We start from the raw sequence: 13,123 nt of genomic DNA, 5'->3' as shown, positions 1-13,123 counted from the left end.
TTGAGTACGCGTACTCATGTCGCCCGCCGTGACCCAGCCCACACTTCAAGACATGACGAACACCCCGCCCCCGGCCGAGGAGCTGCGGCTCATCGACGCCGAGCTGTGGCAACTGGACGCACGCCGTACACAGTTGCTGACCCGTCGGGCCTGGCTGGTCGCCGCGCTCCAGCAGCTCCAGACGGCTCAGGCCCGCCCGTTGCTCCAGCCGCAGTGGCAGGCGCCGAGGCCGCCCGGCCCGACGCCCGGCGCAGGCCCCCGCCCCGACGCGAGCGCACCGAGCGTGCAGAACGTGCTCCTGGTCCTCGGCGGCCTCCTGCTCACGGTCGCGGCGATGGTGTTCACGCTGGTCAGCTGGGGGCAGATGGGGATCACCGGCCGGGCCCTGGTGCTCGGCGCGGTCACCGTGGCGGCACTCGGCTCCCCGCTTCTCCTGCTGAAGCGCGGGCTGCGCTCGACGGCCGAGTCGGTGGCGGGCCTCGGCCTGGCCCTGACGGTCCTGGACGCGGTCGCGCTGCACGGGGCCGTGTTCCCCGAGACCGCCGGCGCCCCCTACACGGCTCTCGCCTCCGCGCTGCTGGCCGGCCTGTGGACGGCATACGGCCTCCTGCCGGGCGCCGACACCCTGCGTCTGCCCCGCCCGGCCGCCGTGGTCGCGGCCCAACTCCCGCTGCTCTTCTGGGCGATCGCGGCTGACGCCGGCTCCTTCGGGATCACGGCGGTGCTTCTGGTGACGGCCGCCTGCGACACCCTCCTGGCACTCCGGGTGACGCGCGGGTCCGTCCGCGTGGTCGCCACGGTGGGCGCGTACGGCGTGGGCGCCGCGGGCACCCTGGCGGCCGGCTGGCTGACCTGGACAGCCTCCGGCCCGAGCGCCGCCGCCCGTGCGGCGGCGCTCCTCCTCCTCGCGAGCGCGATCGCGCTGGTCGCCGCCTGGCAGGGCAGCCGTACGCCGACCCGCGCGCCCGGCGCGGAGCACTCCCTCGGTCTCGCCCTCACCGCCGGTCTGCTCACGGTGGCCGCCCTCGGCGGCGTGGCCCGGTCCGTGCTGCCCGAGGTGTGGACGGTCCCGGTCCATCTGGCCCTCGGCATCGCCCTGTTGGCGGCGCTACGGGCCGACCGGCTGCCGGAGACGGTACGGCGGGGTCTGCTGTGGGCGTCCGGTTCGGTGCAGGCGCTGTCCCTCCTGTGGACGCTGCCCGTGGTCGGCCTGGTCGTGCTGGGGCCGCTCTCCTGGGCCTCGCAGGCGTGGACCGGCACCCCGCCGGATGCCCGCGCCGCGGTGACCGCCCACCTGACGTGGCCGCCGTACGCCGGGACGGTCCCGCTGGTCCTGGCGGCCCTGGCCGGCGTCCTGTTCCTGGCCGTGCGCGACACGACCTGGCGTCCGAGGGCCCTGACGGCCGCTCCGATCCTGGCCTGGACCGCGCTCCTCACCGTCCCTGCGGTACTGGAACTGCCCTACGCGGCAGGCCTGTTGATCCAGGGTGCCGCGACCGCGGGTGCCCTCGCGGTGGCCGTGTCGCGGTCCCGGACCGTCGAGCTCGTCCCGGCGCTGGTCGCCTCCGCAAGCCTCGCCCTCCTGTCCCTCGCCACCCAGTCGGCGACCATCGTCACGCTGGGCGCCCTGGTCGTGCTGTTCGCGGCGGCCTCCTGGCGGGCCGCGGCCGTCACGGCACCGACCGCCCTCGGGTACGCCGCCGCCCTCGCCTGCGCGACCGGCGCCGCCGCCGACTGGTCGGCCCCGCACACGGCCCTGCTCGTCCTGACGGTCCCGGCGGCCGCGGCCCTGCTGGCCTGGCGGCTCGGCGACTCCCCCGCCACTGTGCCGATCGAACTGACGGGAGCCGCGACGGCACTCGTGGCGATCGTCATGACCGTCACCGACCTCCCGATGTTCGCCCTGGTCCTGGCCCTGTGCGCGGTGATCACCGCGGGCACGGCGATCCGTGAGGACCGCCGCCCCCTCGGCTACGCGGCCACCGCCCTGTTCCTCCTGGCGACCTGGGTCCGGCTGGCGGCCTGGGAGGTCGACATCCCCGAGGCGTACACCCTCCCGGTGACGATCCCGGCCCTGCTCCTCGGCCACCTCCGCAGGCGGCGCGTCCCGGAGACCTCGTCCTGGACGGCGTACGGCCCGGGTCTGGCCGCCACTCTGCTGCCGAGCCTGGTCATGGCCTGGGACGACCCCGGCTGGACCCGCCCGCTGCTCCTGGGCCTGGCGGCGCTGTCCGTCACCCTGATGGGCGGCGGCTACAACCTCCAGGCCCCCATGGTCCTGGGCGGCTCGGTCCTGACCCTGGACGCCCTCCATGAACTGGCCCCGTACATAGTCCAGGTGGCGGACGCCCTCCCCCGCTGGGTACCCCCGGCGCTGGCAGGCCTCCTGCTCCTCGCGCTGGGAGCGACCTACGAGCGCCGGATCAGGGACGTCCGAAGGATGCGGGACATCCTGGGAAGGATGAACTGACTCCCTGGGGGCGTGGGGAACTGCGCGACCAGCCACGATGGTCGCGCAGTTCCCCACCGCCTCAGCCCCTACGAAGGCATCTTGTCCCCGAGCAACGCCAGGTTCTCAATGGCGGCAAGCCCGTACAGCGCGGTGTCGTTGCTCGACACCCAGGCCGCCTCACTGCCCGCAACCAAGGACACCGGCCCGCTCAACGCCTCCGTCTTCCACGGCGCCGACTCCTTGTACCCGTCGGAGTTGTAGAACTTGTCCCACGCCCGAGCGGCCAGCTTCGCGTCCCCGGTCTTCACCGCCGCGTACGCGTCGAGCCGCGAGTGCCCCTGGAACAGCAGCAGCGTGCCGAAGTTGGACCCGTACCGCGCCGCCTGCTCGGCCTTGGTCGCGTTGAAGTACCGGCAGTAGTCGAAGTACGCCTCATTGAACTTCGGCATGTCGACGAGGTCGATCAGCTCGGCGCACAGCTCGTTGAGTCCGAACACCGCGGACAGGTGCGAGACGCCCACGACCGGCGCAGAGGCGACCGCGAACCTGCCCGTGTCGAGGTCGTACAGCCCACTGCCCTGCACGAACCCGTTGGGCTGGGCGGCGATGCCCTCCATGGTCGACAGCACGCGCGCCTTGGCCTTCTCCCACTTCGGACCCTTGCGCTCCCACTCCGTCAGCCAGGCCGAGACCAGCCCGCTCCAGTCCGTGCCGAAGCCGATGGACAGGGCGTGCCGGTCGGGCGTGTACGGATCGGTGCGTATCTTGCGCAGCGGGTCGAGTACGAGGAACGTCTCGTCGGAGTCGACGTTGGCGTGCATGAGGTCGCCGACACGCTCGTCCGCGGTGAGGAAGTAGTAGTAGCGCCGGTACGTCGTGTTGGCGATGCGCTGCTGCTTGGCGCTGTCGGCGTAGTGCTGCACTCCGTGCCGGGTGCCGAGGCCTGCCCACTTGCCCAGGTGGTACACGTCGACCTCACCGGTGTGCCGGGTCATGGACTCGGCGAAGCGGAAGATGTCCGCCCGGCCCGACCTGAGGTAGGCGAACCAGAGCCAGAGGTCGGGCGACAGCTCGGAGTTGTCCCAGGCGTAGCCGCCGATGTCGTAGCGCCACTGGTGCCGGACGGTGTCGTAGGTGTGCATGATGTCGCCGTGGTCCCAGAAGCCGTACCAACGGCGTTGCTCCACCTGGTCCTTGTAGTAGGTGAAGAGGAAGTCGAGGTGGTCCTCGATCTTCGCCTTGGCCGGGGTGGAGCGGTCGGGCTCGGAGTACAGGCCCGGCCCGAAGACCTTCGCCTTGATGAGCTGCTTCGGCTCCGCGGCTAGCTGCGGCAACACCCGTACGGCCGCGACCTGTTCGGCCAGGATCTCCGGTGTCGGCGTGGACTCGTTGGCCCAGAACAGCAGTTCCGAGGTGCGGGCGATGCCGTAGGGCGTGCCGAACTCGGGTTCGTAGTCCTCGTAGGTGATGTTGAGGCCTTCGAGCTGTTCGGCGAAGGTGTCCTGGCCCATGCCGTCGTGGTAGAAGCGCAGGTCCATGGGCTGGGCTTCGGGCGACCAGAGCCAGAGGGTGACCTCGGCCTCGTCGGTCTGGGCGTCGCGGATGTCGAGCTGGGAGGGGTGGCGCTCCCAGAAGTCCCGCAGTCCGAAGGAGAGTCCGCCGCTCGCGCCGCCGACGTACCCGAAGCCGGAGGCCCGCCGGCCGCCGCCGGCGCCGATCCAGCCGTGGCCCTTCTTGGTGCGCTTGCGCAGGGTGAAGCCGTCGGCGGAGAGCTGGGAGAGGGTGTAGTCGCCCCATTCGGGGATGTACTGGAGCCGGGTGGTGACCCGCTGGTCCCAGGTGGCGGGGTCGGGCAGCTTCCTGCCCGCGTACTGGGCCTCCTGCACGGCGATGCCGGGGTCGCGCCGCAGCCCGGTGATGCCCTTGACGGCCTCGCGCAGCAGTCCGGTGCCCTCGCCGCCGATGCGGATGTGGCGGTCGTACGCCTGGTCGCGCATCGGCACGGTGAAACGGACGCCGAGACCGCGGATGAAGTCGCCGCTCGCCTTGCCGGGCTCCTGTGTGCCGTCGTAGGTGATGGTGTGCACCATGCGGAAGGAGTCGGCGCCCGCGTAGAAGTAGAGGCGGATCGAGAACGGCAGCCAACTCCGCTTGCCCTTGCGGTGCTTGCCGTCGATACGGACCACCGCCCGTACCGGACCGTCCTGTTCGACGGCCACGGAGGAGATGGCACCCTCGAAGCGCTCGGTCCGGACCGTGCCCTGGTCCTCGTCCTCGATCTCGGGCTGGCGGATCAGGACCAACCGGCCGTTCCTGGCGATCTCCGTCGAGCCGCGGGTGACCGACTTGACGATCGTGGCGCCCGAGGTGCCGATCCTCGCGGTGATGACCCCGGTGGAGACGGTGATCACGCCGCCGCTTCTGCCGACGGTGACCTTCCTGTCGGGTACGGCGGCCTCGCCCGCGGTCAGGGAGAGCTTGCCCTGGCCCGAACCGACCGCGTGGGCCGTCCACTTGAGCGAGCCGTCGGGCCAGTAGGCGAGTGGCCAGGACTGGACCGGTACGGCCTTGCCGTCCGCGTCGGTGACCGCGAACTTCTGGTCCTCCTGGTGGACGCCCTTCGGCCAGGGGACACCGACGGTTGAGCCGGGTGCGGCACCGAGGCCGCCGTCCTCCAGCCAGTCCAGGGTCACGGGTGAGTCGTCGGCCTCGGCGGCTCTCGGCGCGGCCTGCGCGTCCTTGGTCCCGAGCGCCCAGCTGAACTGCGCGGCGGCACCGGCGACGGCGGCGGCTTTGAGGAGGGACCTGCGGGGAATGGGGGACATGGCCGTTCCTTTCCATGGACAAGCTGGTCAGGGGCATGACAGAGAGAGGTGCGGCGCGCACGGCACCGACCTTGGGACGAGGGCGGAGGCTCGTCAGCGGCGCCGGTAGCGCTCCTCCACGGCGACGGCCGCCGCAGCGAGGGCTCCGAGCACGGGAACCGCCAGCGGTGCGAGGAACCCCGCGGTCAGGGCCACGACAGCCAGACCGGCGACGAGCAGGAAGGACCCGGCGGGGTCGCGCAGGGTCCGCCGTACGGCGTCGGCGAGCAGCGCCCGCCAGGAGGCACCCGGCGTCCAGACCGCCGCCGCGCGCAGCCCGGCCACCACGAGGCCGATCAGCGCGAGCAGTCCGACGGCTCCGACGAGCGGGCCGCCGGGGATCCCGGCCCGGGCGGCCTGGACGTCGACCCGGACCGCGGCGGCCACGGCCCACCCGGCGACCCCGACGAGCCACCCGCGGCGCACGGCCGTACGGAAGTCCGCGACGAACTCCCGCAGGCCACCGCCCTCGTGGCGCGTGCGGCGCCGCAGATGCCGGGCACCCGCGGCGAAGGCCGCGGGGTAGGTGACCAGCCCGAGACAGGCCACGGCGATCCACACGCCGGTGAGCAGGGTCTCGGCGAAGACCGCGAAGCGCTCACCGCCGAACACCGAGGCCCTGCGGGCCTTCACACGTGCTTGCGCCATGCTGACCGCCTCACTTCAGTCCGGACGTGGCCATACCGTCGATGAGGTAGCGCTGGAAGGCCATGAAGAAGGCGATGACCGGGATCAGCGCCACCAGCGACATCGCGATCATGCTGCCGTAGTTGGAGATGCCCTCCTGGTCGCGGAACATCATCAGGCCGAGCGAGACGGTGTACTTGTCGGGGGTGTTGAGGTAGATCAACGGGCCCATGAAGTCGTTCCACGCGTTGATGAAGGTGAAGATCGCGCTGGTGATGAGGGCCGGCCGGCACAGCGGCAGCACGATCGACCAGTAGGTGCGCAGATGGCCGCAGCCGTCGAGCTTGGCGGCCTCGTCCAGCTCGCGCGGCAGCCCGCGCATGAACTGCACCATCAGGAAGACGAAGAACGCCTCGGTGGCGAGGAACTTGCCGGCCACGAGCGGCACCAGCGTGTCGACGAGTTCCAGCTTGCGGAACATCACGTACTGCGGGATGAGCAGGACGTGGTACGGCAGCAGCAGGGTGCCGATCATCAGGGTGAACAGCAGGTTCCGCCCGGCGAACCTGATCTTGGCGAAGGCGTAGGCGGTCAGCGAACTCGACAGCACCACACCGGCCACGGCGAGCCCGGCGTACGTCAGCGAGTTGAGGAAGAAGGTGCTGATGGAGATGCCGGAGATGCCGTCGGCGAGACCGGAGAAGTTCGCCCACACCGGCTTGGCCGGCAGCAGGTCGATGCTGGCGACGATGTCCTTGCTCGGCTTGAACGAGGCACCCAGGACCCAGATCACCGGGTAGAGGATGACCGCGAGGACGACGAGCGCGCCGAGGTGCCAGGCGAGCGAGCCGAGGCGCCGCCGCTCGTTCGCGGTGCGCACGGCAGGGCTGGTGGCGGTGGTCACTTGGCGGCCTCCTCGTAGTGCACCCATTTCTTCTGCGACCAGAACAGGACCGCCGTGACGAGGGCCACAGCGAGCACCAGCGTCCAGGCCATGGCGGCGGCGAAGCCCATCTGGGCCTCCTTGAAGCCCTTCTGGTAGAGGTAGCAGGTGTAGACGAGGGTGGCGTCGGCCGGCCCGCACTGCGTGTTGGAGACGACGTACGCGGAGCCGAACACCTGGAACGCGTGGATGGACTCCAGCAGCACGTTGAAGAAGAGCACCGGGGAGATCATCGGCAGGGTGATGTTCCAGAACCGCCGCAGGGGCCCGGCCCCGTCCATCTCGGCGGCCTCGTACAGCTCCTGCGGGACCTGCTTGAGACCGGCCAGGAAGATGACCATCGGCGCCCCGAACTGCCAGACGCTCAGGGCCACCAGGGAGTAGAGGACGTAGTCCGGGTTGCCGATCCAGCCGCCCACGTCGACGCCGAAGACCTTCTGCGTGCGGTCCACGATCGCGTCGTCGGAGAACAGCGCGCGCCACACGAAGCCGACGGAGACACTGGCCCCGATGAGCGAGGGCATGTAGAACGCGGCCCGGTACAGGCCCTGTCCGCGCCGCTTCTGCGCGAGCAGCATGGCGACGCCCAGGGCCAGCAGCAGCTTGAGCGGGGTGGCCACGACGACGTACTTGAGCGTGACCTCCACCGACTTCTGCCAGCGCGGGTCCTGGAGCATCGTGGTGAAGTTGTCGAGGCCGACCCACTCGGGCGGCGTGAACAGGTTGTACCGGGTGAACGCGTAGTACAGCGACGCGACCATCGGCCCCGCCGTGAGCAGCAGGAACCCCGCGAGCCACGGCGACATGAAGAGATAGCCGACGAGGTTCTCGCGGCGCCTGCCGTGCCGCCCGGCGGCGGGAGCGGCGGACCGCTTCCCGGCCGGGCGTACGGGCGCTTCCTTGACGAGCGTCATGGTGGTACGTCCCCTCAGCCCGCGAACGCGGCCTTGGCCTCGCCGAACAGCGCCTTGGCCGCGTCGGCCGGCTTGGTCTTGCCCTGGGCGACCTCACCGCCGATGCGCAGGAAGGCCGCCTCGACGACGTCGGCGCCGGACGGGTGCGGGGTGATCTTCCCGAGCACCCCGGCCTTGGCGACCTCGTCCTCGTAGGCCGCGACCCCCTTGTTGTTGGGGTCGGTGGGCTTGAAGGCGTCGTACTGCTCGGTGGTGGCGAGGATGCCGCGGTCGTAGCCCATGATCTTGCCGACCTCGGGGTCGTGGACCATGAAGGAGATGAACTGGGCGGCTTCCTTCGGATGCTTGGTCCCGGCGAAGGCGCTGAGCATCAGCGAGCCGAGGTACTGGCCGGTCTGCTTGCCGTCCGTGGTAGGGATCGGCGCGAGGCCGTAGTCCGAGGCGCCCTCGCCCTCGTAGCGGATGGAGAAGTTGTCCCAGGTGAACTCGGAGGCGGCGAGACCGGCCGAGAGGCCCGACTTGGGCTGGACCTGCTCGATCTTCTTGGGGTCGGCGACCAGCCCGGACTTCACCCGCTTGTAGCCGTCCGCCCACCACTGCGTCAGGTCGTCCTCGGTGAACCCGAGACCGGACTCGGTGAAGAAGGCCTTGCCGTGCTGACGCAGATACAGGTCGTAGAGGTACATGATGCCGAAGTAACCGGTGTCTCCGGCGATCTTCAGCTTGTCCTGGACGGTCTGGAGCGCCTCGAAGTACTCGTCCCAGGTCCAGCCGAACTTCGCCTCGACACCCGCCTTCTTGAAGGCCCTGAGGTCGATGACGAGCGCCATGGTGTTGGCTCCGACGGGGACGCCGAGCTGCTTGCCGTCGACCTGACCGTTCGCCAGAACACCGTTGCGGAAGTTGTCCAGGCTCAGATTCCCGGCGTCCGCCTGGGTCTTGAGATCCAGCAGAACACCGCGCTTGTCGTACTTGCGCAGGAAACCGACCGCATTTTGGAAAACGTCCGGCGGATTCCCGCCGGAGGCCTGGGTCTGGAACTTCTCCCAGAACGCCGCGTAATCGGTGAATTCAGGCTTGATCTTGATCTTCGGGTACTTCTTCTCGAAGAGCGCGATGGACTTCTTGATGGCGATGGTGCGCGGCTCGCCGCCCCACCACGCATAACGGAGTGTCACATTCCCGTCTCCGGAACTGCCGCTGCCGCCACCGCACCCGGTCGTCGCGGCCAGCCCCAGCGTCGCCGCCGTCGCCCCGGCCGCCTTCAAGATCGTTCGCCGCTCGACATTTCTGCTGGTTCCCACGGTCGGACCCCTCCCCGCAGCGTCGCCGCCTGCATGAATCGTTTCAAGTAAGCGCTTGCTGGCACAAGCTACGGAGGGCCCGGAGATGCGTCAATGATTCGGACAGGAATTTCTTGAGAGGCCGGTGAGAGACCGGTGCGCCTCCAACCACCCAGCGCAGTGCGGAATCTGACGATGCCGCAGGTGAGGGGCGCCGGATCGACCGGTCGAACGGGACGCACGCCGCCGTACGAGATCAGTGGGCGGCCGGAAAACGACGGAGGGCGGGAGACGCTCGCTGCGGACCGTCACACCCGCGGACCGTCATACGTGGGGGACCGTCATACGCGGGGGCCGTCATCCGCATGGGTCATACGCGGGGGGGGAGCCCGCCTGCCTGACCTCGGCGTCCGGCCGTGCACACGCCGACGGCCCGTCCGCGATCTCGCAGACGGGCCGTCGGTCCGGGTGGGCGATACTGGGTTCGAACCAGTGACCTCTTCGGTGTGAACGAAGCGCTCTCCCACTGAGCTAATCGCCCGGACGCAGGAAGAACATTACCCCATGTCAGGGGGTGCCCCGTCGCACGTGCCGCTCTCCCCCGCGCGCCTCACTGGTCCTTGATGTTCCAGGGCATCTCGAAGCCGAACTTCCAGAGGTAGACCCCGAGGATCGCAGCGATGATCACCAGGCCGATCGAGGTCAGGATGATGTTGCGACGGCGCACCTTGGGATCGAGGGCCCGCTGGGCCGCCTCGGTCACCTTCCGCTTGGTCCAGCGGAGCACGAGCTGCGCCCAGACGAACTCGGTCGCCCAGATCGCCATACCGGCGAAGATCACGACCCAGCCGGGTCCCGGCAGCGGCAGCATGACGATGCCGGCGGCCACGACCGCGAGACCGATGACGAAGACCAGAACCTGCCAGCTCAGATGCAGCAGACGCCTCGACTTGATGAACTCCGGCGCCTTGGAACCGAGCCCCTGTCCGTCCGGCGTCTCGTCCGGATTCCGGCCAATCCGCTCGTCAGGTGCCACGGCGACCTCGCGCGGTTCGTCACTCCCCGTATTCATACAGACAAACCCTACCCGAGAGAAACCGGTCACCGGAATGGTCGTACCCCCCGAAGGACCTCTCGGCCGGAAGAGTTACGTAAAGGCACGCAAAACACTCAGAGGGGTTTACAACGGCACCGTAGGTGGCATGTCGATTTCGCCGACGTGCGAATCCCCGAGCGCACACTGAGCGAAAGGCCCTGGCGCTTATGAACACCACGGTCAGCTGCGAGCTGCACCTGCGCCTCGTTGTGTCGAGCGAGTCCTCCCTGCCTGTCCCCGCAGGCCTGCGGTACGACACGGCCGACCCCTACGCCGTGCACGCCACCTTCCACACCGGAGCCGAGGAGACCGTCGAGTGGGTGTTCGCCCGCGACCTTCTCGCGGAGGGCCTCCACCGGCCCACCGGAACCGGCGACGTCCGAGTCTGGCCGTCGCGCAGTCATGGTCAGGGCGTCGTGTGCATCGCCCTGAGCTCCCCTGAGGGCGAGGCGCTGCTCGAGGCCCCGGCGCGGGCCCTGGAGTCCTTCCTGAAGCGGACGGACGCCGCCGTGCCCCCGGGCACCGAGCACCGCCACTTCGATCTGGATCAGGAGCTCTCGCACATCCTGGCGGAAAGCTAGGGGCGAGACCGCACAGAGCCGCCCGGCGCCGTCCACTCGGGGAGACGGCTCGGGCTCGTACAACCGAATAGAGAATGACAGGCGCCGTGGCTGCGGAGCGCTCCGCAGCCACGGCGCCTGTCGTGCGGCCCGCCACCGGGGCCCTGCGAGCCGTTACCATCGGCCAGCATCGGCGGGCGTCCGCCCGACCCCCAGGCCAGGGAGCGAATCGTGCTGATCACCCACGACACCCGGTGCGCCCTCGACACCGTGGTCGATCTGGTGAACACCGCACCGGAGGACGACGCGGCGCCGGAGGCGCTGCCCGATGTCGCGGCGCTGGAGGATTTCGTACGAAACCACGACATCAGTGATGTCGGGGTGCTCTCGGAGTTCGACCTGTCGGCGGTGCGCAAGATCCGCGGACGGTTCGCCTCCGTCTTCGCCGCGCCGGACGCCCGGGCCGCCGCGAACCTCATCAACGACCTCGTCGCCGCCGCGGGCACCACGCCCCGGCTCACCGACCACGACGGCTACGACTGGCATGTGCACTACTTCGCCCCCGGCGCCTCGGTCGCCGATCACCTGGCGGCCGACTGCGGGATGGCCCTGGCGTTCTTCGTGGTCGCCGGTGAACAGGAACGGCTGCGGCGCTGCGAGGCACCGGACTGCCGGCGCGCCTTCGTCGATCTGTCCCGCAACCGCTCGCGGCGCTACTGCGACAGCCGGACCTGCGGAAACCGTCTGCATGTGGCCGCGTACCGGGCGCGCCGCAAGGAGGCCGCAGGCTGAGGCCCGGGCGGATGCGACGTGGTCCCCGGCGGGTGGCGCCGGGGACCACGGGTACGGCTCAGAGCAGCAGCAGGTCGTGCAGCGCAGCCATGAGCAGCAGACACCCGATCACCGCAAGGAAGATCATCAGCGGTGGCTGGGAAAGGGCGAAAAGGCATCCACGCGGCTCGTCCTGAGGCGGCGCGGCGTCGCTCTGTGTCGTATCCAGCATCTCGCCGCGATGATGACGCAGCCGACACCCCCGACGCGATCAACACGCCCGGAATAGGCGGGAGTTCGCCGGATTCCGTGATGTCCGTTTCGGTTCGTGATCACTTACGGACGGGCCCGGATCCCCCTGCGAACGTTTCCGTCCGCACGGCGGACGTCATATGCCGTGCTTCTTGAGGATGGCCTCGATGTCGCTGAAGTCGTCCGTGGGCCTCTGGCTGGCCTGCGGCTTGTTCGCGGGACGGGCGGCCTGGGTGCGAGCGGCGGGACCGAGCGAGGGCGCCGAGGCGGTGGGGGCCACCGCCTCCTGGGACCGGGCACCCCGGGCCGCCCTGCGCTCCTTGCGGGTGCCACCCCTGCGGCGCTCCACCGCGCGCGTGGTCGAGAAGAGCACCCATGACAGGCCGAGCACGCCGAAGCCCGCCCACGCGGTCGGGCTGAACGCGGTGTCGGCGAGCCAGTCGACCACCCCGGTCATCACCAGGCCGAGCGGGACGAGGGAGTAGGCGGCGATACGGGTGGCCGCGAGGAAGCGCTTGCGGTACGCGGTGACCGCCGCGATGCCCAGGCCGGCCGCGGCGACTGCGGAACAGACGGTCTCGGCAATCATCCGGTCCTCCAGGCAGGGTTCGGCAGTCTGTGTGCCACTTCGTCACTGTCCATCCTGCACCTCCCGGCCCCCGCCGAGCCATCCTCCGGCAGGACATCAGGGACATCTCCGGGTCGCCTCCTCCCAGGGTGCCGGTCCGGGCCGTAGCGAGGAGGCGGACGGCTCCGGAGGATTACGGCGACCCGGCACGGGGGGCGTGACCGGGGGCGATTCGGGGCGGTGGCGCGGAGCTGGGAGACTGGGGGCATGAGCGACCTCTCCCCCGCCGCACCCGTGCTCGACGTGTGGTGCGAGCTGCAGTGCCCCGACGGCCGCAGCGCCCTGGACGACCTGCGCGCCCTGCGGGCCCGTTACGGCGACCGTCTGGAACTGCGGCTGCGGCACTTCCCGCTGGAGAAGCACAAGCACTCCTTCGCCGCCGCCCAGGCCGCCGAGGAGGCGCTGGAGCAGGGCAAGGGCTGGGAGTACACCGAGGCCGTGCTCGGGCGGGTCGAGGAGCTGGACCGTCGGGGAGAACCCTTCCTGGTCGAGATCGCCCGTGAACTGGGGATGGACGCCGAGGAGTTCGACACCGCGCTGATCGACGGCCGGCACATCCTGATCGTGGACGCCGACCAGGCCGAGGGCAAGGCGATCGGCGTGACCGGCACCCCGACGTACGTCATCGGCGGCGAGCGTCTCGACGGCGGCAAGAGCCAGGACGGCCTGCGCGAGCGGATCGAGGAGATCGCCGACCGGCTGCTCGCCGGCCAGGACTGAATCCGCCTCGGCG

The 13,123-nt window shown here is 70.1% G+C and carries 12 protein-coding genes and 1 tRNA gene; 4 read left to right on the top strand and 9 right to left on the bottom strand.

What is annotated here, in order from left to right; translation table 11 throughout:
• Positions 1 to 16 precede the first annotated feature (16 nt).
• Entirely contained in the window at positions 17 to 2,470 is a 2,454-nt protein-coding gene (locus H295_RS0124805; protein WP_028809715.1) for an SCO7613 C-terminal domain-containing membrane protein, read from the top strand.
• Positions 2,471 to 2,538: 68 nt separating this feature from the next.
• On the opposite strand, the gene H295_RS0124800 is transcribed toward H295_RS0124805, so the two are convergent.
• From H295_RS0124800 to H295_RS0124770, 7 genes are all read right to left on the bottom strand, one after another.
• Complete coding sequence (locus tag H295_RS0124800) at positions 2,539 to 5,277, bottom strand: hypothetical protein (RefSeq protein ID WP_020138050.1); 2,739 nt, start codon at positions 5,275 to 5,277, stop codon at positions 2,539 to 2,541.
• Positions 5,278 to 5,370: 93 nt separating this feature from the next.
• Positions 5,371 to 5,964, bottom strand: coding sequence for a hypothetical protein (locus H295_RS0124795; RefSeq protein ID WP_028809714.1), 594 nt, complete (start codon positions 5,962 to 5,964; stop codon positions 5,371 to 5,373).
• Between the two features lie 10 nt (positions 5,965 to 5,974).
• Complete coding sequence (locus tag H295_RS0124790) at positions 5,975 to 6,847, bottom strand: carbohydrate ABC transporter permease (RefSeq protein ID WP_020138048.1); 873 nt, start codon at positions 6,845 to 6,847, stop codon at positions 5,975 to 5,977.
• Positions 6,844 to 7,800, bottom strand: a complete 957-nt coding sequence (locus H295_RS0124785) for a carbohydrate ABC transporter permease (RefSeq protein ID WP_020138047.1) — start codon at positions 7,798 to 7,800, stop codon at positions 6,844 to 6,846. The genes H295_RS0124790 and H295_RS0124785 overlap by 4 nt, the downstream gene beginning before the upstream one ends.
• Before the next feature lie 14 nt (positions 7,801 to 7,814).
• A complete protein-coding gene (locus H295_RS0124780; protein WP_028809713.1) occupies positions 7,815 to 9,104 on the bottom strand; it encodes an extracellular solute-binding protein in 1,290 nt (429 codons plus the stop codon).
• 448 nt (positions 9,105 to 9,552) lie between these two features.
• Positions 9,553 to 9,624, bottom strand: a tRNA-Val gene (locus H295_RS0124775).
• Between the two features lie 69 nt (positions 9,625 to 9,693).
• Positions 9,694 to 10,155, bottom strand: a complete 462-nt coding sequence (locus H295_RS0124770; protein ID WP_028809712.1) for a TIGR02611 family protein — start codon at positions 10,153 to 10,155, stop codon at positions 9,694 to 9,696.
• Positions 10,156 to 10,346: 191 nt separating this feature from the next.
• On the opposite strand from H295_RS0124770, the gene H295_RS0124765 reads away from it, so the two are divergent.
• Together H295_RS0124765 and H295_RS0124760 are read left to right on the top strand one after the other, a co-directional pair.
• On the top strand, positions 10,347 to 10,760 hold the full coding sequence (locus H295_RS0124765; protein ID WP_004002642.1) for an SsgA family sporulation/cell division regulator: 414 nt from the start codon (positions 10,347 to 10,349) through the stop codon (positions 10,758 to 10,760).
• 210 nt (positions 10,761 to 10,970) lie between these two features.
• A complete protein-coding gene (locus tag H295_RS0124760) occupies positions 10,971 to 11,531 on the top strand; it encodes a CGNR zinc finger domain-containing protein (protein ID WP_020138044.1) in 561 nt (186 codons plus the stop codon).
• A 58-nt stretch (positions 11,532 to 11,589) separates the two neighbouring features.
• On the opposite strand, the gene H295_RS47570 is transcribed toward H295_RS0124760, so the two are convergent.
• Both H295_RS47570 and H295_RS0124750 read right to left on the bottom strand, forming a co-directional pair.
• Positions 11,590 to 11,742 carry a hypothetical protein gene (locus tag H295_RS47570; RefSeq protein ID WP_020138043.1) on the bottom strand — a complete coding sequence of 51 codons (153 nt, stop codon included), beginning with the start codon at positions 11,740 to 11,742 and terminating at the stop codon, positions 11,590 to 11,592.
• A gap of 156 nt (positions 11,743 to 11,898) precedes the next feature.
• On the bottom strand, positions 11,899 to 12,351 hold the full coding sequence (locus tag H295_RS0124750) for a hypothetical protein (RefSeq protein ID WP_020138042.1): 453 nt from the start codon (positions 12,349 to 12,351) through the stop codon (positions 11,899 to 11,901).
• A 246-nt stretch (positions 12,352 to 12,597) separates the two neighbouring features.
• Here H295_RS0124750 and H295_RS0124745 point away from each other — a divergent pair, with 246 nt between their 5' ends.
• Complete coding sequence (locus H295_RS0124745) at positions 12,598 to 13,110, top strand: DsbA family protein (RefSeq protein WP_020138041.1); 513 nt, start codon at positions 12,598 to 12,600, stop codon at positions 13,108 to 13,110.
• Positions 13,111 to 13,123 lie beyond the last annotated feature (13 nt).

It is taken from the genome of Streptomyces sp. 351MFTsu5.1 (genome assembly GCF_000383655.1).
Taxonomy (GTDB): domain Bacteria; phylum Actinomycetota; class Actinomycetes; order Streptomycetales; family Streptomycetaceae; genus Streptomyces; species Streptomyces griseorubiginosus.
Note: the sequence above shows the minus strand (reverse complement) of the source record. Positions and strands in the feature narration are given on the sequence as shown.

Coding starts and splice junctions, on each gene's coding strand:
- H295_RS0124770 (WP_028809712.1), bottom strand. CDS start 10,155: ATGAATACGGGGAGTGACGAACCGCGCGAGGTCGCCGTGGCACCTGAC.
- H295_RS0124765 (WP_004002642.1), top strand. CDS start 10,347: ATGAACACCACGGTCAGCTGCGAGCTGCACCTGCGCCTCGTTGTGTCG.
- H295_RS0124795 (WP_028809714.1), bottom strand. CDS start 5,964: ATGGCGCAAGCACGTGTGAAGGCCCGCAGGGCCTCGGTGTTCGGCGGT.
- H295_RS0124805 (WP_028809715.1), top strand. CDS start 17: ATGTCGCCCGCCGTGACCCAGCCCACACTTCAAGACATGACGAACACC.
- H295_RS0124785 (WP_020138047.1), bottom strand. CDS start 7,800: ATGACGCTCGTCAAGGAAGCGCCCGTACGCCCGGCCGGGAAGCGGTCC.
- H295_RS0124750 (WP_020138042.1), bottom strand. CDS start 12,351: ATGATTGCCGAGACCGTCTGTTCCGCAGTCGCCGCGGCCGGCCTGGGC.
- H295_RS0124800 (WP_020138050.1), bottom strand. CDS start 5,277: ATGTCCCCCATTCCCCGCAGGTCCCTCCTCAAAGCCGCCGCCGTCGCC.
- H295_RS0124745 (WP_020138041.1), top strand. CDS start 12,598: ATGAGCGACCTCTCCCCCGCCGCACCCGTGCTCGACGTGTGGTGCGAG.
- H295_RS47570 (WP_020138043.1), bottom strand. CDS start 11,742: ATGCTGGATACGACACAGAGCGACGCCGCGCCGCCTCAGGACGAGCCG.